17 protein-coding genes are annotated in these 19,713 nt (G+C 42.8%); 16 read left to right on the top strand and 1 reads right to left on the bottom strand.

The features are described 5' to 3' along the window. Positions 1-166 precede the first annotated feature (166 nt). The 12 genes from Q7S57_05345 to Q7S57_05290 all read left to right on the top strand — a co-directional run bounded on the left by Q7S57_05345 (position 167) and on the right by Q7S57_05290 (position 14,485). On the top strand, positions 167-2,989 hold the full coding sequence (locus Q7S57_05345; GenBank protein MDO8512676.1) for a DUF4012 domain-containing protein: 2,823 nt from the start codon (positions 167-169) through the stop codon (positions 2,987-2,989). Between the two features lie 179 nt (positions 2,990-3,168). Further along, entirely contained in the window at positions 3,169-4,809 is a 1,641-nt protein-coding gene (murJ, locus tag Q7S57_05340) for a murein biosynthesis integral membrane protein MurJ (protein MDO8512675.1), read from the top strand. A 167-nt stretch (positions 4,810-4,976) separates the two neighbouring features. Beyond that, a complete protein-coding gene (gene lepA, locus Q7S57_05335) occupies positions 4,977-6,785 on the top strand; it encodes a translation elongation factor 4 (GenBank protein MDO8512674.1) in 1,809 nt (602 codons plus the stop codon). 237 nt (positions 6,786-7,022) lie between these two features. After that, entirely contained in the window at positions 7,023-7,331 is a 309-nt protein-coding gene (locus Q7S57_05330; GenBank protein MDO8512673.1) for a hypothetical protein, read from the top strand. A gap of 279 nt (positions 7,332-7,610) precedes the next feature. Continuing rightward, positions 7,611-8,039: a WxcM-like domain-containing protein gene (locus tag Q7S57_05325; protein MDO8512672.1), complete on the top strand. Its 429-nt coding sequence runs from the start codon at positions 7,611-7,613 to the stop codon at positions 8,037-8,039. 1 nt (position 8,040) lies between these two features. Then, entirely contained in the window at positions 8,041-9,048 is a 1,008-nt protein-coding gene (locus Q7S57_05320) for a GDP-mannose 4,6-dehydratase (protein MDO8512671.1), read from the top strand. Between the two features lie 214 nt (positions 9,049-9,262). Further along, the gene (rfbB, locus tag Q7S57_05315) at positions 9,263-10,264 is read left to right on the top strand and encodes a dTDP-glucose 4,6-dehydratase (GenBank protein MDO8512670.1); all 1,002 of its coding nucleotides are present in this window, start codon (positions 9,263-9,265) and stop codon (positions 10,262-10,264) included. A 97-nt stretch (positions 10,265-10,361) separates the two neighbouring features. Beyond that, entirely contained in the window at positions 10,362-11,201 is an 840-nt protein-coding gene (gene rfbD, locus Q7S57_05310) for a dTDP-4-dehydrorhamnose reductase (GenBank protein MDO8512669.1), read from the top strand. 117 nt (positions 11,202-11,318) lie between these two features. Then, the gene (locus Q7S57_05305; protein ID MDO8512668.1) at positions 11,319-11,879 is read left to right on the top strand and encodes an SIS domain-containing protein; all 561 of its coding nucleotides are present in this window, start codon (positions 11,319-11,321) and stop codon (positions 11,877-11,879) included. 149 nt (positions 11,880-12,028) lie between these two features. Continuing rightward, entirely contained in the window at positions 12,029-12,592 is a 564-nt protein-coding gene (locus tag Q7S57_05300; protein ID MDO8512667.1) for an HAD family hydrolase, read from the top strand. A gap of 174 nt (positions 12,593-12,766) precedes the next feature. Beyond that, positions 12,767-13,288 carry an adenylyltransferase/cytidyltransferase family protein gene (locus Q7S57_05295; protein MDO8512666.1) on the top strand — a complete coding sequence of 174 codons (522 nt, stop codon included), beginning with the start codon at positions 12,767-12,769 and terminating at the stop codon, positions 13,286-13,288. 186 nt (positions 13,289-13,474) lie between these two features. Next, positions 13,475-14,485, top strand: coding sequence for a hydroxyacid dehydrogenase (locus Q7S57_05290; GenBank protein MDO8512665.1), 1,011 nt, complete (start codon positions 13,475-13,477; stop codon positions 14,483-14,485). A gap of 101 nt (positions 14,486-14,586) precedes the next feature. On the opposite strand, the gene Q7S57_05285 is transcribed toward Q7S57_05290, so the two are convergent. Then, on the bottom strand, positions 14,587-15,186 hold the full coding sequence (locus Q7S57_05285; protein MDO8512664.1) for a hypothetical protein: 600 nt from the start codon (positions 15,184-15,186) through the stop codon (positions 14,587-14,589). A gap of 355 nt (positions 15,187-15,541) precedes the next feature. On the opposite strand from Q7S57_05285, the gene Q7S57_05280 reads away from it, so the two are divergent. The 4 genes from Q7S57_05280 (at position 15,542) to Q7S57_05265 (ending at position 19,704) form a co-directional block, all read left to right on the top strand. Next, entirely contained in the window at positions 15,542-17,047 is a 1,506-nt protein-coding gene (locus Q7S57_05280; GenBank protein ID MDO8512663.1) for a leucyl aminopeptidase, read from the top strand. 360 nt (positions 17,048-17,407) lie between these two features. Then, positions 17,408-17,626 (top strand): ferredoxin, encoded by a 219-nt coding sequence (locus Q7S57_05275; GenBank protein MDO8512662.1) that lies wholly within the window; start codon positions 17,408-17,410, stop codon positions 17,624-17,626. Between the two features lie 105 nt (positions 17,627-17,731). After that, complete coding sequence (locus tag Q7S57_05270; GenBank protein ID MDO8512661.1) at positions 17,732-18,163, top strand: hypothetical protein; 432 nt, start codon at positions 17,732-17,734, stop codon at positions 18,161-18,163. Between the two features lie 278 nt (positions 18,164-18,441). Further along, positions 18,442-19,704 carry an NAD(P)/FAD-dependent oxidoreductase gene (locus tag Q7S57_05265; GenBank protein ID MDO8512660.1) on the top strand — a complete coding sequence of 421 codons (1,263 nt, stop codon included), beginning with the start codon at positions 18,442-18,444 and terminating at the stop codon, positions 19,702-19,704. The last annotated feature ends 9 nt before the right edge of the window (positions 19,705-19,713 follow it).

Genomic DNA, 19,713 nt, shown 5'->3' with positions numbered 1-19,713 from the left:
TTTTTCTGGGGTGGGGAAAGGACAACGCAGTATCATAACACTACACCGAATTTTGTCAAATTTAAATACATAGCCGGACCCTGTACCGATCACGGATCGGAGCAACCTTGCTCCGATCCGTGATCGGTACGGTTAACAATGTTTTCTCGTGCTATAATATCCCCAAATGGAGCGGAAACGAAAAAAACACAATAAAGCACCGATAAAAGCGCAAAAAGCCTTTGGTCCCAAGGTGGCCGATATTTTTGTTGGTGACAGCACAGGAGAAGTCGCTTCAATTATTCGTATTCCTCGTTCGCGACATGTTAATATTGAAAGACAGCAAGACCTGCACCGATCACGGAACGGAGCAAGGTTGCTCCGTTCCGTGATCGGTGCAGGTTTGTCCGGCAAAGCTCTGGACGAATTGACTGTGCCGTTTGATACCGAGAGATTAACTTACGATAATGATATCGTTTTTCATTTTCCGGGAAGTGCTGATATTCCGGAACCAATTGAAGAGAAGTTGGTTAGAGAAGAATTGTCACGTTTTTTAGATGAAGACTTAAAACGCGAAGAAGATTTTCAAGTAAAAGTCACTGATTACAAAAAACATCCTCAAATCATTAATGATGAGCCGGTAATTATCGAGCAGGAAGTTGTGAAAGAACAAACAGTCGTTCAAGAGAAGGTTGCGCCGGTGGTTTGGCACCGAGAACAAAGAATTTCTCAACGTTTCGTGAAAGAAATGCGGGAATTGAAAAAAAAGAAACCGGATAAAATTTCTGCGTTAAAAACGGAAAACGAAAAAGTGGACGATGGTTCGGATGATCTGCTTAAATCGATTATGCAAAAGTCGGAAACGGAAGGATATATTCCGTGGGTAGCACCACCGGTTGCTTGGAAAAAATTCCGCAAAGAAAAAAAACCAACTACGCCCGTTAAACGTGAAATTGTAAAAGCGACGGTTGCGGAAAAACCAGAAAAGAAAAAACGAGAAAAAGTGCCAAGAAAGGTAGATAAAAAAAATATTTTGGAGTCTTCGAGGGTGGCTTTCGCGGTGTTTTTAATCGGTGGGGCTGTTGGATTAATTGGCGCCGTTAACGGTTTGCCAAATGTTGCTAAAGCGGTTGGTGCTGTTGCTAAACAAGGCGCGCAACATTTGACGCTAGGACTCAAGGCGATTGCCGGATCAGATGTGGATGCGGGAAAAGAAGAACTGGATCAAGCAACAAAATTATTTACGGACGCGCAAGAACAATTAGATTCATCGACAAATATCGCTCTTAGATTATTGGCAAAACTTGACCCCAAAGCGCGTCTTGACTCCGGAGAAAATTTATTATTGGCCGGGAAACAACTTTCCGCGTTGGGTGACGATGCCGCGCAGTTGGTGCAGTTATTTCGACAGCCAAAAACCGATAATCAATCTTTGACAGACTTGCTGGAGAAAAGCCAGCCGTTGGTAAAAAGCTTAGCGGAACAATTAAATAAAATTGACGGGGAAATAAAAGACATCAATCCGTCGGTGTTGCCAAGTGAAATACAAGGGGATCTTTTGCAGTTGCAGAAAAGTGTGCATTTATTGGCACAAGTGATCGAAAGTTATTTGGATTCGCATGAAGTACTGAACATGTTGCTTGGCGCCAAACAAGACCGCCAGTATCTATTTTTGTTCGAAAATAATCGTGAGTTAAGGCCGGGGGGTGGTTTTATTGGAAGTTTTGCGTTGGCAAATTTATCAAAAGGAGGAGTAAAAAAGGTCAAAGTTGATACAATTTACAATCCGGATGGGCAATTGCGTGATTTTATAATTCCTCCGACGCCACTTAAAAAAATAACCGATCGTTGGTTTTCCAGGGATGGAAATTGGTTTGCTGATTTTCGCACTAATGCACAAAAAGTCGCCACATTGTTTGAAAAAAGCGGTGGTCCGACAGTGGATGGGGTGATTGCAATTACACCTTCCGTATTGCAACAAATGTTGCGGGTTACGGGGCCGATTCCAATGCCTGATTATAATCTTACAATTGATGCGAATAACGTGATCGATGAAACGCAACGGTTAGTCACTTATGATTATGACAAAGAGGAAAATAACCCTAAAGCTTTTATTAGTGATTTGATGCCGGAAGTGATGTCGCGGGTAACAAAATTACCACAGGATCGCTGGGGTGATTTGGCGAGTGTGTTTGGCGATAGTCTGAAGCAAAAACAATTACTGATTTGGTTTAGAGATATTGATGCGCAAACACGTATCGAAAAGCTTGGTTGGGGAGGAAAAATTGAAGATGCAAAGAGTGACTACTTGATGCGCGTAGAAGCAAATATTGGTGGTCATAAGACGGATGAACTAATGGATCAATCGGTAAAATATGATGTTTCTTTCAATGATACGGGGGAAGCTATGGCAACTCTTATTACAACTCGTCATCATAAGGGGTCGATAAATGGTCGACCCGGATGGAATCCGGACGAGGATTGGTTTCAAAAAAATAATGTGATTTATGAGCGGACATTAGTGCCAAAGGGCAGTGTTCTTTTGGAAGCGGTCGGTTTTACAAAGACGGCGGATGTGCCAACGCCGTATGTAAATAAGGCTGATTATAAAACATTTGTACAAGACGCGGATGTCGCGGAATTAGAGAAAGATTCGACCACAGTTATTAACGGCACGGTTGTTTCCGAGGAGAGCGGTAAGACTTCTTTTGGTAATTGGATTGTGACGAAGCCCGGTGAAACAACTGTGACAATTTATAAATACCGTTTACCCGCGACTCAAAATCTCAGTATTAATAAAAACGGTCTGTTAAATTATCAGTTGCTTTCTCAACAACAGCCCGGACATCAACCGCTAAAATTTGAAGCGTCCGTGCATGTGTCGCAGGATTTTCATTTTGTTTGGGCCGGTCCGGAAAGCGGGATCACTTATAACGGTGAGCAAAATGTTAGCTTTACAACGATCCAAAAAAGTGATAATGTGTGGGGCGTTGTGATAGATAAAATATGAGTAAGACACTGTAATAAAATAACATGCATATCTCGCTTCCAAATTCTCACAATCTTCAATTTTTCTTCGGTCGAAAATATTTCACCGTAGTAGTCTACTACGCTTCAATATTTTCTCTGTCAGAAAAATCGAATCTTATAAAAATTTGAAATCGATCTTATTCATGTTATTTTATTACAGTGTCTAATAATGCCGAGAAATCCTCCTTCGCTAAAGCTACGGAGGACAAGACGCGGAGTGGCGCGTTAATTTCCGCCGCCTCGTTGGTGGCGATATCTTCGCTTTTGAGTCGTTTGCTTGGGCTTTTTCGTGATCGTTTATTCGCGGAACATTTTGGCGCGGGACCGGAATTGGATGCTTATTTTGCCGCCTACCGTATTCCGGATATCATTTTTAACTTGTTGGTGCTTGGTACTTTAACCGCGGCATTCCTACCGGTATTTTCGACATACTTAAGTAAGGGTGAAAAGGGCAAGAAAGAAGCTTTTGAGGTCGCGGAAAGTCTCTTTTTTATCACTACTGTTTTATTGGTGCTTTGTGCGGTAATTTTGTTTATTTTGACGCCAATTATCGTGCCGTTAATAGCGCCGGGTTTTGATGTCCATCGCATGGCCCTGATGGTGACATTAAGCAGGATTATGTTACTACAACCAATTTTACTTGGCGCGAGCAGTATTCTTGGAACAATTCTCACCAGTTTTAATCGTTTCTTTGCTTATGCCGTAGCACCGGTTCTCTATAATTTGGGAATTATTTTTGGCGTTATTTTCTTTGTGCCAAGTGTTGGTGTTAGGGGTGTTGCGTGGGGCGTCGTGTTGGGCGCGATTTTGCATTTATTAATTCAACTTCCCGGTACTTGGAAGTTGGGTTTTCGTTTTAAATTTTCATTGCGCTGGAAACACGAGGGATTGAAAAACATCGGTCGATTGATGGTGCCACGTTTGATTGGGCTTTTGGCGGGACAGGTTAATGATTTAGTGGTGAACTTTATCGGTTCCACCTTGCTTGTTGGAAGTATCGCTGTTTACGCTTTCGCGGATAATCTGCAGAATGTACCGATTGGTTTAGTTGGTATTTCTTTTGCCGTTGCCGCTTTTCCGCAACTATCCCGCGCCGTGGCCGAAAACGCGCCGGAAATATTTTCACATACGTTAATAAAAACAATGCGCCTGATATTGTTTTTGGCCGTACCGCTTTCCGCGGCAATGTATTTATTGCGTTCAGAAATAGTCCGCGTGATTTTAGGAGCGGGCCGTTTTGATTGGAATGATACTAAAGCGACTTTTACCGTCTTAAGTATTCTTGTGGTTTCTGTTTTTGCTCAAAGTCTTGTTCCACTTTTGGCGCGTGCTTTTTTTGCGATGCATGATACTAAAACTCCGATGGTGGCAAGTATTGTGACTATTATTGTGAATCTTGTTGGAGCTTTTTTTCTTGGTATTCAGTACGGCGTTGTTGGTTTGGCATGGGCGTTTACTGTCGCTTCGATAGTCAATTTTCTAATCTTGGTTGTCGTACTAAGAACTCGTCTTGGTGGTTTGGATGACAAATATTTATTGTCCGGTGCTTCTCGTATGCTTTTCGCTACATTGTTAGCCGGTGTCACGATTCAACTCCTTAAAATGCCAATTGGTAACATGGTGAATATGCAAACATTTCTTGGTGTCTTTATCAAATTGTTTGGTTCGGGGCTTGGTGGGGCGGTTGTTTATCTTATTGCCAGTCGATTATTGAAGCTGGAAGAGTTTGATGTTTTGTTTGGCGGTGTACGGCAGTTGCTGTTTAAAAAGCAGACCGAGCCTGTGGCCATAGACGAATAGCGCCGGATAGCATAAAAGATAGGTATGACCCAGTAATACAACCGCCAATTTGTGATAATTTGGCAGAATCATCAAACAACCCTTATGAATAATTTCCTTGGTTTAACATTAATGATGCGATTTACAAGCGATTTAAAATCGCTTGTATTGGCGGTTGATATACTGGGATGACCAACAAAATTCGTAATTTCTGCATAATCGCCCACATCGACCATGGAAAGTCTACCCTGGCTGATCGTCTTATCGAGCAAACCGGGACACTGGAAAAACGGCAGATGCAGGAGCAGATGCTGGATGGGATGGATCTGGAACGTGAACGGGGTATCACAATCAAATTGACGCCGGTGAGAATGGAATACAAATCAAAATCGCTTAATGAAAAATTCATTTTGAATTTGATTGATACGCCCGGGCATGTCGATTTTGCCTATGAAGTTTCGCGCAGTCTCGCGGCCGTTGAGGGCGCCGTGTTGTTGGTGGATGCGACACAAGGTATTCAGGCACAAACGATGGCTAACCTGACATTTGCGTTAGAAGCCGGGCTGACAATTGTGGCGGTGGTGAATAAAATTGATTTACCGGCGGCGGATGTGGCAGGGACACGTCGTGATATTGCGAAATTGACTGGTATTCCCGAAGAAGAAGTTTTGCTGGTCTCCGCAAAGACGGGGGCGGGTGTGCCGGAACTTTTGGAGTCGATTGTGAAGCGGGTTCCTCCGCCAAGCGGGAGTGAAGAAAAACCTTTGCGGTCGCTTGTGTTTGATTCGTTTTTTGATGCCTACAAAGGAGTGGTTACTTATATCCGTGTCGTGGACGGAAGAATAAAAAAGAATCAAGAGATTCTTTTTGCGGGAGAAAACGTTCGTGGCGAATCGCTGGAGTTGGGAATTCTAAATCCGAAAGAGTCGTCCCGTGATGAATTGTGTGCCGGTGAAATTGGTTATGTGGCGACGGGTTTGAGAGATGTCGCGCAAGCGCGTGTTGGTGATACAATCATTCATTTCAAAGATCGGGACGAAAAAGGTAACTTGGTTTTACCTGGTTACACAGTGCCTCAGCCAAAAGTTTTTGCCGGTATTTATCCGCACTCCGGGGAAGATTTTCGTTTCTTGCGCGACGCTCTGGCAAAATATCGTCTCAATGATGCATCACTACAATATGAGCAAGAAACTTCTACTGCTTTGGGGCAAGGTTTTCGTTGCGGTTTCCTCGGGTTACTTCACTTGAGTATTGTTCAAGAGAGATTAAAACGTGAATATAATATTGAAGTTACAATTACCGTTCCCAGCGTTGCTTATCGGGTGAAATTGAGAAACGGGGAAACGCAAGTGATTCGCACGCCAACCGAATTTCCTGATCCATCAGCACTGGAATCAACCGAAGAGCAGTGGGTGTTGGTGGAAATAATTTCTCGCGCGTTAGACATTGGTGGAATTTTGCCACTCATTTCCGCGCATGCCGGTGTTCATCGTAATACTGAATATTTGTCGGCAGAGCGTGTTTTGATTACTGCGGAAATGCCACTCCGAGAAGTGGTTATTGATCTACATGATGCCTTAAAAAGTGCGTCGGCGGGTTACGCGTCATTATCATACGATATGTTAAATTGGCGGCCGACGGATTTAATTAAACTTTCAATTTTAGTCGCCGAAGAAACGGTTGAGCCATTGTCGATGATTGTTCCGCGTGAACAAGCACAGCGTGAAGGGCGACGCATTGTTGCTAAACTAAAAGAAGCTATTCCGCGCCATTTATTCGCGGTGGCAATTCAGGCGGCGATTGGTGGAAAGGTTATTGCCCGCGAAACAATTCCGGCGATGCGCAAAGACGTTACCGGATATTTGTATGGAGGAGATGTAACGCGAAAAAAGAAGCTTCTGGAAAAACAAAAGAAAGGCAAAAAGAAAATGGCCAAAGTGGGTAGTGTGGATATTCCGCCGGAGGCGTATTTAGCGGCGCTGGGAAAGTCTGAGTGAAAGGGGGCAGGGTACAGGGAACAGGAAGCGGACGCGAAAGGCCTGTACCCTGTGGTCTTCATCAGTATCTCAAGAACGGCAACGCCAAATAGGCGATCGTGCCCAGCGCGATAAATATCGCCAAAATTCGCCAAACGATCATTTTAACATCTCGTTTTTTTGCCATTGAGGTTATGTCAAAAATAATAAATAAGTCACGCTTGACATGATTCTACCATCAGGTTATGGTGTTTGGCTATGCAGAAAAAGGCGATTTTAACCGTTTATGGGCTATTCTCAATTTTAGGGCTGTTGGGTACGGTTTTTGGCGTGCTTGTCCTCATTTTACCTTTAGCTGATATTCTTCCCGGTTGGGCGATTGCCGATCTGGTTGTCGGTGGACTTTTCTTTTTCTTCGCCGGTATCTACGGTATTTTTTCAAACGTATCGAATGTATCGATATATCGATACAAGAAGTCGGCGTCTGTAAAGGAGGAAAATGCTTCCGTCAACAATCATGACGCGCGGTATTGGTTACAAAAGTTTTTAGACGAAAACAGGAGCTGACATGATTTATGAATAATGATTGATGATTTATGAATGATGAGTCGGCGAATCGGCGTCGTTTCTTCATTATTCATAAATCATCAATCATTATTCATCGCTTTTTGCTTAAAATGTTCAAAATAACTACAATAGCTTTATGCCCAGTAATACAACTTCCAATTTTTTTATCTGATATATTACTTATTTCGTAACACCATAATTATGCAAATAATCTTGAATTTAGCACATAAAATGTTTGAACGAATCGCATTCGTTCAAATTGGAAGTTGATATACTGGGATGATTGAACAAATTACTAAAGAGTCTTGTAAGCGCGTTACCACTTACGTCACAGGCACAAAAGAGCCAAATGGGCACTTGATTGAGCTTTATAAAGACGGTGACAAAACTGTTACATATTTAACGGTGGCCTTGCCGGGGGCTTTTAAGGGCTATCATTTGCATAATCAACGTCAAAGTCATTATGTTTGTTTGCGCGGAAAGGTGAAAATAACCATTGTTGAAGGGAAGCAAAAAGTTGAACATATTTTAGATTCTGCAACTCCGGAAAGACTGCTTTTACCGACGAATGTTTATATCGGAATTGAAAATATCGGCACGGAAGAGGTTTGGTTGATTAACTTTCCGCATCCCGCTTATGACCCAACCATCAAGGGTGAGCAGGAAGATAAGACACCGGCGGAAATCGAAGCGCAGTTAAACGGATAGGATGAAAGTACTTGTTACGGGTGGTGCTGGTTCGATAGGTGTCCATGTTGTGCGCGCGTTAATTGAACGCGGTGATGAAGTTTTTGTTGTTGATAATTTTAATGATTATTATGATCCGGAATTCAAACGCGTGCGTTTTGAAAAAGTATTGGCTGGCTTACAAACACCCAAACTTTATGAAGTTGATATTACTGATAACGCGAAATTGGGAGAATGTTTTGCGGAAGTGAAACCGGAAAAGGTTATTCATTTGGCCGCGTGGGCGGCCGTGCGTCCATCCGTGGAAAATCCTTTGCTTTATACTCAACAAAATGTCGATGGAACAGTAAACGTGTTTGAACAGTCACGGATTCACGGTGTAAAAAACGTGGTATTTGCTTCTTCTTCTTCATTATATGGTCGTGGTTTAAAACCTCCTTATGTAGAAACGATGCCTTGCGATGAGCCAATCGCACCTTATGCCGCTTCCAAGCGCTCGGGCGAGCTTTATGCGTGGATGTATAACTATTTGCATAATTTACCGATAATTTGTCTACGTTTTTTTACGGTTTATGGTCCTTGGATGCGTCCCGATATGGCCACTTGGAAACTAAATGAAGGAATTTTTAAGAGTGAAGAAATCACGGTAAAAAAATTCACACCGGACGGCCAGGAAACGAAACGTGATTTCACGTACGTGGGCGATATTGTGGTTGGTATCATCGCGGCGCTGGATAAAAACATCGGTTTCGATATTGTTAATTTAGGCAACAACGATCCGGTGCCGTTGGCGCGTTTTGTCGCGGCGATTGAGGCCGGTTTGGGGATGAAAGCGAAAGTTGTAGAGAAAACGCTTCCGGCCGAGGAAGCGATTGTTACGGCGGCTGACATAACGCACGCGAAAGAAGTTCTAGGTTTTCAACCGAAAGTTTCGATCGAAGAAGGACAGAAACGGTTTTCTGAATGGTATAAGGATGAATATCAAAGATTTTTTCCACAAGGAATAAAAAAATCTAAATATTGGAACTAATTAGAAGATTTTTCAGCATGTGCGCCAAAAAATCCCAATGACCAAATCCCAATGACCAACAAAATTTCAAAACATAAATGACAAAAACGCTAATGTTTGGGGTTTAGAAAATTAGGATTTTGTTGGACATTGGGATTTGAAATTTGGGATTTAAGGGGAAAATATCTCACGAGTCTGGTATTTTTACTCCAATTTCGTTATCTTAAATACACATATGACTATATTGATTACTGGCGGTGCGGGCTTTATCGGCTCTGCCTTCGTGCGTTTAATCGTGAAGGAACGTCCTGATTGGAAAATCGTCGTTTACGATAAACTCACTTATGCTGGCAATTTGAAAAATCTGGCCGAAGTCGATGGGAAATTCGTATTTATTCAAGGCGATATCGCCGATCGTGAAAAAGTTCATAAAGTCTTACGTGATTACGAGATTGATCAAATCGTTAATTTTGCCGCAGAAACGCACGTAGATCGTTCGATTATGAGCGGCTTGGAATTTATCGAAACGGATGTCTTGGGCACATATAATCTTTTAACGGAGGCGCGCGAAAAAGGAATTGAAAGATATCTGCAAGTTAGTACGGATGAAGTCTATGGTTCCATCGTGGAGGGAAAATGGACGGAGGAATCGCCGATTTTGCCGAATAGTCCCTATTCCGCCTCAAAGGCGGGGGGCGATATGCAGGTGCGGGCGGCGTTTCGAACATACAATCAACCCGTGTTGATCACGCGGGCATCAAACAACTATGGCCCATATATTTTTCCGGAAAAAGCGATGCCGCTATTTATTACCAACCTGTTGGAAAATAAAAAAATGCCGATTTATGGTGATGGGTTAAGTGTTCGCGACTATCTTTATGTTGATGACCATTGTCGTGGAATTTTAGCGGTGTTGGAAAAAGGCACTTTTGGAGAAATTTATAATATTGGCAGTGAAGAAGAATTTTCTACCTTGGATTTGGCAAATGTTATTTTGCGTGAAATGGATAAGGGCTCGGAAATGATTGAATATGTGAAAGACCGACCAGGACATGATCGTCGATACGCGCTTGATAGTAGTAAAACCATGCAATTGGGTTGGAAACCACAAGTGGCTTTTGCCGATGGAATCAAGACAACGATCGAGTGGTTTAAGGCGAATACGGCTTGGTGGAAACCGCTCAAGGATGGTTCTTATAAAGAGTATTATCGTCAGCAGTATCAAGAAAGGAAATGATTGATTCTATAATAAAGTTCGTCTTTGCGAGCCATCGACCATTATTAAAATGGTCGAGGCGTGGCAATCTCCTAGTTGTAATAGCATCGGAAAAATAATGCATGTCTTGATCTTGGGGGCGCAGGGTATGTTGGGTCGGGCGTTGCAAAAACAGTTTGAGGCCGACCAAGTTATTGCGTGGGATCGAAATGAATTAGATATTACCGATCGTGACCAAGTGTTGGAACATCTGCCAATTTGCGAGCCGGATTTGGTAATTAATGCCGCGGCTTATACGGATGTGGAAAAGGCGGAAGTTGAAGAAGAACTGGCGACCAAAGTAAATGGGCATGCGGTAGGTTATTTGGCGGAGGCTTGCGCGAAATTAAATATTCCACTTGTTCATATTTCTACAGACTATGTTTTTTCGGGTGACAAAAAAGAGGGATACGCGGAAGACGAAACACCAGGTGAACCGCTCAACGCCTACGGGCGGTCGAAATTATTAGGTGAACAACTGCTACAAAAAAATACTGATAAGTATTGGCTAATTCGTACCGCGTGGTTATTTGGCCCGCAAGGAAAAAATTTCGTGGAAACAATGATTAATCTCGGTAAGCAAAAGTCGGAACTTAAAGTGGTCGATGATCAGCACGGGGCGCCAACCTACACCAGGGATTTGGCACAGGCAATTTTTAAATTAACACACGAACAGGCGCCATTTGGCATATACCACATCACCAATGGCGGAAATGCAACATGGGCGGAATTTGCGAAAGAAATCTTTAAGATTATGCAAATGCCGGTTAATGTTGTACCGGTAACATCGGAAGAGTTTCCAACAAAGGCAATTCGTCCCAAATGGTCAATTTTAAAAAATACCAAACGTCCGTTAATGCGTAGCTGGCAAGAAGCGCTAAAAGATTATATTAACATCCGTAACATCAAAAACCCATAGTCGTAATTCCTCCCCTTATTCAAGGGGGCGCGGCGGGTTCCCCGAGAACATCCAGTGGATGTTCGAGAGGGTGCCAGCGCGGGAGGGGTTTTGTCAATTTATTTTAAAAAATCTTATATGAAACAAATCGATCTTAAAAAAGAATCAAAAGAATTGCAAAATGTTATAGCCAACATCCCCGATAGTTTTTTTGAAAGCGTGGAAAAAGCCGCCGTGCTTCTCGATCAAACATATTCATCCGGTGGCAAAGTTTTAATTTGTGGCAATGGCGGATCGGCCGCGGAAGCGCAACATTTCTCCGACGAAATGCTTGGTCGTTACAAAAAGAACCGGCCCAGTTTGCCGGTAGTTTCATTGACGGCCGATAGCGCAGCACTTACTTGTATTGGTAATGACTTTGGTTTTGAAGAGTTATTCGCGCGCCAAGTGCAAGGGTTGGGTAAACAAGGGGACTTGTTGATCGGGATTTCCACATCAGGTAATTCCAAAAATGTTCTGCGCGCCGTGGAAGAAGCGAGAAAAAAACAAATGAAAGTGATTGCGCTTACCGCACCGCAAGGAGCACTACGTACACTGGTGGATGTTTCAATCGAGTCGCCGTCACTCGTCACAGCGCGTATTCAGGAGTTACATCTTCATGTTGTGCATCTTTTAAGCGAATACTTCGAAGTGGAATAAAAGGTCGGACTTTGCGCAAAGGTCCGACCTTAATTGGTCGAGTTGTCGCGTCGTTGTCCAATGTGGGTCGGACCTTTATAAATAAAAGTCCGACCCAGTATAAGTAACGTGCGGTTGAAAACACCGACAAATTGAGCTAAAATTAATCAATGAGTGACATTCTCAAAAAGGTAATATTTCTCGATCGTGACGGGACTTTAAATATTGATAAGCACTTCGTGCATCGTATTGAACAGGTGGAGTTAGTTGATGGGGTTTCTGACGCCTTACGCATTTTTGAAGGTGCGGGGTATTTATTGGCGATTGTCACTAATCAGTCCGGGGTGGCGCGCGGTCGTTTTACGGAAGCGGATGTACAGACGGTAAATAATTATGTAAGAACTATTTTAGCCGAGCGTGGTGTTCATATTCGTGCGATGGCCTATTGCCCATACCACGTGGAAGGTACCGTTCCTAAATATGCCATGGATCACGAATGTCGAAAACCAAATGGCGGTATGGCAAAACAGATTGAGGCTGTTTTGGGGCCGATTGATTACGCCAAGTCTTGGTCGGTGGGTGACAAAATCACCGATCACGAATTTGGAGCGAAACTTGGCATGCGGACTGTGCTTTTAAGAAGCGAATACTGGACAACCGCACCAACCGATCCGGCGCCAACGGTGGTAGCCAACTCGCTTGTAGAAGCGGCGCAAAAAATAAAGACACTTTAAATTATCAATTTTCAATGACCAATTATCAATTAATGATCAATTCATAAATTATCAAGTAACGACGTCGTCAATTGATAATTAAGCCATTGATAATTAATTGAAAATTGGGAATTGATACTTGAAAATTATAAGTACGTTTAGTACAAACATAAGTTACTAATAGCACTCAAAAAAATGGATATTAAATTGATAAATGATAATTATTCGTGGACGAAAGGGAAGTTGCTTGCTCGTGAAGAAGCGCCAGCTGTTGCTAAAAAATTACGGGCGGAAGGAAAACGTCTGATTACGGTCAATGGCTCATTTGATCTTATGCATCCTGGGCATCTGATAATTTTATCTGAAGCAAAAAAACAAGGAGATATATTATTTGTCGGGTTAAATCTTGATGAATCAGTTCGTCGCTATAAGGGGCCAGAACGTCCCATTTTACCCGAAGCAGAACGTTCGGCGATGCTTTGCGCGCTAACTTGGGTGGATTATGTTGTGCCGATTATTGAACCGGAAGCAGGGAGAGCGATTTTATTAACAATTCATCCCCATATTCACGTAAACGGGGCTGAATATGGCGCACCGGAAACTTGGTTCGAATGGTCAACAGTACAAGAAGTGGATTGCGAGACATATAGTGTGCCGAGAAAACCGGGACTGGCGACGACGGATATAATTGGGAAGATAAAGGGATTGAAATCCTAAATTTTCAAGTATCAATTCCCAATTTTCAATTAATTATCAATTTTCAAACGGCGTCGTGTTTAAAAATTGGAATTTTGATAATTATTTGAAAATTGATCATTGTAAATTGAAAATTATAAGGTGATTTAGTAAAATTAGGTCTATCTTGAAACATTTGGTAAGATAAAGCGTAATACAACAACAAACATGAGAATTGCCTACTTCGAAGCCGAGACAGATGAACCGCGAAAAGTCCGCGAGGCTTTTCCAAAAGAGCAATTAACTGTTCTTCCTGAACCGTTAAACGAAAACACTGTTGCCGCCGCCGATGACGCGGAAATTGTTTCCGTGTTTGTTTGTTCGTGTGTTACCGAGCATGTTCTAGATCAAATGCCAAATTTGAAGATGATTACAACTCGTTCGACCGGTTTTGATCATATTGATGTCACGGCTTGTAATCGAAGGGGAATAGTAGTCTGCAATGTTCCTACCTACGGAGAAAATACAGTGGCGGAGCAGGCTTTCGCCTTAATCTTGGCTTTGTCGAGAAAGATTTTTCAATCATACGAGCGAACTGAACGGATGAATTTTGATCGACGGGGCTTAACGGGTTTTGATTTGTATGGGAAAACCTTGGGTGTTGTGGGAACGGGGAATATCGGAAAGCACGCCATTCGCATCGGTCGTGGTTTTTCCATGAAGGTGATTGCGTTTGATGTTAAGCATGATGCTAGGTTGGCCGCCGAGTTAAATTTTACGTACGCCGATTCGTTGGAGGATTTGCTTAGCCAGAGTGATGTAATTACGCTCCATGTTCCATATTTACCGGCAACACATCATCTCATCAACAAAGAGAACGTAAAGGATATTAAACGTGGTGCGATTTTGGTTAATACATCACGCGGTGCCATTGTGGAAACGGAAGCGCTGTTATGGGCATTAGAGAAAAAGATTTTATCCGGGGCGGGTTTGGATGTGTTAGAAGAAGAAAATGACACATATGAACATATTCAATTATTGTCTGAGGGTTTTCCCAAAAACAAAGATATTGCCACGATTTTGCGGAACCATATTTTAGTCGATCGTGACGACGTGATTATTACTCCGCACAACGCGTTTAATAGTGTCGAGGCGGAACAAAGAATATTTGATACCAATACGGAGAATATCCAAGCGTTTGAATCTGGAAAACCGATTAATGTGGTTGTGAAAAAATAAGCGTTATAAATTAGTTTATAGAACATATCCCCCTTCGCTCTGATGAGCTATGGGGGATTATTTTGTTTTGCTGACGCAAAACAAAATAAAAACCGAGATTGTTAGTCTCGGGGTTTCGAAAGAAGAATTTCGTGGACATGTCTCCAATTGTAAGCGCGTCGTACGAGTGGAATTTTTCCGTGACGGTTCCATTGATAGCGACCAAAAACGAATGACTGAATACCCGCGGCCGCGCACATGTTGGTTGTGCTTACATGGTCGTCGATGATTGTTTCATAGCCGTATTCGCGGCAAATGAGCGCCTTGTCTGTCGTAAAGCCATTTTCGTCTGTACAAAGATGTATAGCATAGATTCTGCATCCAAGCGCTTGAACTTGTTCCTTGGTCACCGCGTCCCAACGGACATGACGCGCGGTAACAACCGCCAAGCGGTGCGTAAGGCTCAATTCTCGCAATACCTCCACCGCGCCAGGTAGAAAACGTGGTTTTTGGGTAGCACCGCTGGAAAAGTGCTCGTCCATAACCTGTATTACGTAATCAATCCCGGTACCCCAAAGGTTGCAAAAATCATGACTGATCATATCGGAAGCTCTGTGAAGAGCTCCGCTTCGTCTGCTGTGAATTCGGCAAATCGCGGCTGTTGTTTGTACGACAACGTCGTCCCAATCAATCGCGATAATGGGTTTTCTTCGTCTTGACATTGGTCTATCTCCGGTAAAAAAGGACAATTCGTTTTTTTGGAAGTATCCAATGTTTACCATAAAACACTTTGTTTGCAAATAGCGCCATGGGTAAGCGTTCACTGGTTGAGGGATTGCCGTCGTGGTCACTTCCAAGGTGGGCCACGCTTGGCCTTCCTTGGAAGTGGTTATGGTTCGCGTAACGTCGTTACTACACTACTAACCTATACCACTTCCGATGAAGTGCCTCGGCACCACATCGGAAGTGAGCGCGACGATTCAAATTTTACCTTAACCTGTGAGCGCGTATCACCACGGTTGTCCTCATGCGCGTCCTTGTATTTTTCTTCTGTTTCCGCTATATTTAACTATTATTATGCCTACTCAATACATCGTTAAAGAAAAAAATTCGGTTTTGCCACGCACAGAATTGGTCGTGCTTTTTTGGCAAAAAGACAATCTCGGTTTGGTGGGAAAAGACAAAGCCTTTGTGCAACAAATTTTGACGAAATTTTCTGCCACCGGCGAGACTGGTGAAACGCAAACAATTCATTATCCGGTAAACGATAAATCGCGCACAGTGTTTTGTTGTGGTTTAGGTGATCGTCCTAGTGTGGATACTTTTCGTCGTGGAGTTGCCAGTGCCGTCCAGTTTGCCAAATCGATTGCCGTGAGAGAAATATCGATTATTGTTCCGGAAATTTATAAAGAAGGTTTTGAAATCGGTATTGCCGGGGTTGAAGGAACGGAACTGGGTGGTTATCAATTTGCAAAGTATCAAGTTGAACAAAATAAAATTAATGAACAAAGAAACATTATTTCCGTTGATTTGTTAGTTGGAAAAGGGTTGACCGCGTCAACGACGCGTGGAATAAAAACGGGAAGAGTTTATTGCGAAGCAACCATTTTAACGCGTAATTTGGTGAATGAACCCGCCAAGAACACCCGACCGGCAGATTTGGTAACCGTGGCGCAACAATTGGCGGATAATTCCAAGGGAAGTATTAAGGTTGAGATTTTTAATCAAAAAGAATGTGAGTTACGAAAAATGGGCGCTTTTTTGGCAGTCGCACAAGGTTCTATTAATGAGCCATATTTTATTCATCTGACTTATCAACCGGAGAAAAAAACGGAATCCACGGAATTAGCTAAAATAGCGTTGGTCGGAAAAGGAATTACATTTGATTCGGGGGGATTAAGTATCAAACCATCGGATAGTATGGAAACAATGAAGTGTGATATGGCCGGTGCCGCCGCAGTTTTAGGTGTTTTTTCAGTTCTGGAAAAAACAAAACCGCAAGCAATTATTCACGGGTATATTGCCGCGTGTGAAAATATGCCTTCCGGCTCGGCGATTAAACCGGGGGATGTTGTAGAAACGCAATCCGGAAAAACCGTAGAAATTCGCAATACGGATGCCGAGGGTCGTCTTACGCTTGCCGACTCCATTTCGGAAGCATTAAAAGAAAAACCGGATTATTTGATTGATATTGCCACGCTCACCGGCGCTTGTGTTGTGGCTTTGGGTGAAGAAGTTTCAGGGTTATTTTCCAATGATCAACAATTTGCGGAAGAATTTATGATTGCCGCGCAAAAAGAGGGGGAGCAAGTATGGCCAATGCCACTCACGGATGATTATCGTCCGCTTATCAAGAGCGCCATCGCCGATATTCGTAACACTTCGCTCAAGCGTTGGGGTGGGGCAATTACCGCCGCGCTATTCCTGGAAGCTTTTGTTGGAAAAACTTCCTGGATTCATTTGGATATTGCCGGCCCGGCTTATTCGGAACACCAAGTTAATCCGGTCAATCCTGTGGGTGCGTCCGGCACTGCCACTAGGCTTTTACTCCGTTTCCTCCGCGACCTGAAACCAACGAAATAATTGTTGATATCGTGTCGTCGTCTCCTCCCTTTGTTCAAAGGTTGCACACGCATCGGCGGTGTTACCCTGATGGGTTAAAGGTTGGGAGGGATTTTGTTGAGTATTCCTGAAGCCTATTATTATATTACTAATTTGTCAGTCGCCATTGACAAAAAGAGACTTTCCGCTACGTTATCGGTAAATGGTGAACAGTCCAAGTAAACAAAATAACAAAGGCCAAATTGGTTGATATTGACGACATCTTCGCGCCGATTATCGAGAAGACGCTTTTTATTTGGATTATTCCATACGCGATATGGTACTTTAGTAGTGGGTTTATCGTTTCACTTTGGAACTGGATAACCGAACCCGAAAACATTAATGCGAATTGAAGTAAAAAGAGACTTGTGTATCGGTGCCGGTTCTTGTGTCGCGGTGGCGCCGGAAGTGTATGTTTTAGATGACGAAATGAAAGCGGTGGTAACCAACCAAAAAGGCGCGGACGAACCGACGATTATAGAATCCGCCAAAGCGTGTCCAACATTGGCCATCTATATCTATGACGACGACGGGAAACAAGTTTTTCCAGCGGTAGGCTAAAAGAGGTCAGAAAATCGGTTCGAGTCTGACCACGGAGCCAAAAAGGGATGATTGGTGGTAGTAAGGTTCATTGAGGTTGATAGATTGGTATGCTATCATTTAGTTATGACATACAAATCAGTAGTTTTAATTGGTAGTGTGGTATCTATTTTAGTGATCGGCATTATTAGTGTTCTATTAACATCACAAATTAAGAACAATAGAACCATTAAGCCGACTCCTTTCACTGAGAAACCTAAAATAGAATCAATTTCCAAAGTTGAAACATTGCTAAATCAGCAGATTGTTATATATGGGTCAAATTTTGACACTGGTAATGACGTAGATTCGATATATTTTGGCAAGGAAAATGAAATAAGTTCCATTATTGATGGTTATTCAGTTGATGGTAAGACAATAAAATTTGATCCTTGTGATAATAGATCTGAATCTGACTGTATACGTCTTGAAAAATCTCTGTATCCGCAATTTAAGATTTATATTAAGCGTTCTTCCGATAATAAGTTTAGTAATGAGCTTCTTTATTCAATTGATTAGTCCCATAAGATAAATAAAATATTAATTTGTCTTTACTTCTGGTTGATGTTTATGGAGTAATCAAAAATACTCTTTGAAGTATCGGTTATAAATTTGCGATAAAAATATTGCAAGCAATAGTATTTTTAGAAGCGGGGTAAACAGATTTTTTTCTTCATGAGCACGATTCTGGTTTCTCCCTTCACCAAGGCTACAGGGGGGGCAGGCCGGTAGTCCACCGACCCTTGGCGCAAGGTCTATTTTTCGCTGTCTTATTTGATGTTTGCTATAATAACTTGGTGACACAAACAATAACAAAAAAAGTTTATATTTTGGGTGGGGGATTTGCGGGGATACGCATTGCCCATTTACTTTCCGACGCGGGAAAAGATTTGGAAATTAATCTTATTGATCGGCATCCTTATCACATCAACGCGCCCATTCTTTACGAGGTTGCCAATGCCTTTGTGCCGTGGGAAATGGAAGCCGTCGGACGCGTTCTGACGGACGCTTCTACCGCCCCCTACGATAAAATATTTGATGGCACGTCGGTAAACTTTATGCAGGGAATTGTCAGCAGTATTGATCCTAAGACGCGTCAGTTTTATCTTGCCGACGGACGTACAGAGACGCCGGATTTTATGGTTATCTCGCTTGGCTCGCAGTCTCAAACCAGTGACGCCCCGGGTGCCAACAATTACGCTTTTACACTACGCACCTTGGATGATGCGGTGGCCCTACGCAAACACATTGTTTCACTTTTTTTACGTTATCGTACAGCATCGTTAATGGCCCAGCAAAAAGCTTTCACGTTTGTTGTCGCCGGTGGTGGACCAACGGGTGTTGAGTACGCGGCGGAATTGTCCTTGTTCATAAAAAAACTTTGTCGTTTGCATCGCGTGGATCATGAAATTCCTAAAATTATTTTATGTGAGGAAACGGATTATGTTTTGCACACTTGTCCGGGAATACTTCGTCAAAGAGGGCACGCGCGATTACGTGAACTTGGGGTACAAATGCGCGCGCATACTAAAGTTACGGCCGTTCATCAGGACAGTGTAGAAATTGCCGATGGTGTGATGTTTCCAACACTAACGACGATTTGGCTGGCCGGTACGCGGGTAAATGATGTTTTGTTGCGTTCAAATTTTCCAATGAACACGACCGGCGGTTTGATAACCGACAAAAACTTGCTTGTTTCGGGCAGTACAAATATCTTCGCGGCGGGAGATTGTACTTATTTTATTGATCCGATTACGGGCAAAGTCGCGCCGGATGTGGCTTGGGCGGCGTTGCAACAGGCGGAGATTGTCGCAAAAAATATTATCCGTCATTTGGATGGCCAACCTTTGATTTCATATTTTTCAGAACATCGGCCACTTTTAATCGCGGTGGGCGGAAAATTTGCGTTGGCGCGTCTTGGGCCATTTCAGTTTTCGGGGTTTCTCGCGTGGGTGGTAAAACAATTAGCTGATTTGCGTTATCTTTGGTCTATTTTACCCAACACAATGGCGGTTAGGTATTGGCTAAAATCGTTAAGGGTAAAAATTTCGAATGATTGACGGTGAATG

Source organism: bacterium (genome assembly GCA_030647555.1).
Taxonomy (GTDB): Bacteria; Patescibacteriota; Andersenbacteria; order UBA10190; family CAIZMI01; genus CAIZMI01.
Note: the sequence above shows the minus strand (reverse complement) of the source record. Positions and strands in the feature narration are given on the sequence as shown.

Bases quoted from the DNA above. Each gene is read 5' to 3' on its own strand.
- Q7S57_05345 (MDO8512676.1), top strand. From the start codon at position 167: ATGGAGCGGAAACGAAAAAAACACAATAAAGCACCGATAAAAGCGCAA.
- lepA (MDO8512674.1), top strand. From the start codon at position 4,977: ATGACCAACAAAATTCGTAATTTCTGCATAATCGCCCACATCGACCAT.
- Q7S57_05330 (MDO8512673.1), top strand. From the start codon at position 7,023: ATGCAGAAAAAGGCGATTTTAACCGTTTATGGGCTATTCTCAATTTTA.
- Q7S57_05325 (MDO8512672.1), top strand. From the start codon at position 7,611: ATGATTGAACAAATTACTAAAGAGTCTTGTAAGCGCGTTACCACTTAC.
- Q7S57_05320 (MDO8512671.1), top strand. From the start codon at position 8,041: ATGAAAGTACTTGTTACGGGTGGTGCTGGTTCGATAGGTGTCCATGTT.
- rfbB (MDO8512670.1), top strand. From the start codon at position 9,263: ATGACTATATTGATTACTGGCGGTGCGGGCTTTATCGGCTCTGCCTTC.
- rfbD (MDO8512669.1), top strand. From the start codon at position 10,362: ATGCATGTCTTGATCTTGGGGGCGCAGGGTATGTTGGGTCGGGCGTTG.
- Q7S57_05305 (MDO8512668.1), top strand. From the start codon at position 11,319: ATGAAACAAATCGATCTTAAAAAAGAATCAAAAGAATTGCAAAATGTT.
- Q7S57_05300 (MDO8512667.1), top strand. From the start codon at position 12,029: ATGAGTGACATTCTCAAAAAGGTAATATTTCTCGATCGTGACGGGACT.
- Q7S57_05295 (MDO8512666.1), top strand. From the start codon at position 12,767: ATGGATATTAAATTGATAAATGATAATTATTCGTGGACGAAAGGGAAG.
- Q7S57_05290 (MDO8512665.1), top strand. From the start codon at position 13,475: ATGAGAATTGCCTACTTCGAAGCCGAGACAGATGAACCGCGAAAAGTC.
- Q7S57_05285 (MDO8512664.1), bottom strand. From the start codon at position 15,186: ATGTCAAGACGAAGAAAACCCATTATCGCGATTGATTGGGACGACGTT.
- Q7S57_05280 (MDO8512663.1), top strand. From the start codon at position 15,542: ATGCCTACTCAATACATCGTTAAAGAAAAAAATTCGGTTTTGCCACGC.
- Q7S57_05275 (MDO8512662.1), top strand. From the start codon at position 17,408: ATGCGAATTGAAGTAAAAAGAGACTTGTGTATCGGTGCCGGTTCTTGT.
- Q7S57_05270 (MDO8512661.1), top strand. From the start codon at position 17,732: ATGACATACAAATCAGTAGTTTTAATTGGTAGTGTGGTATCTATTTTA.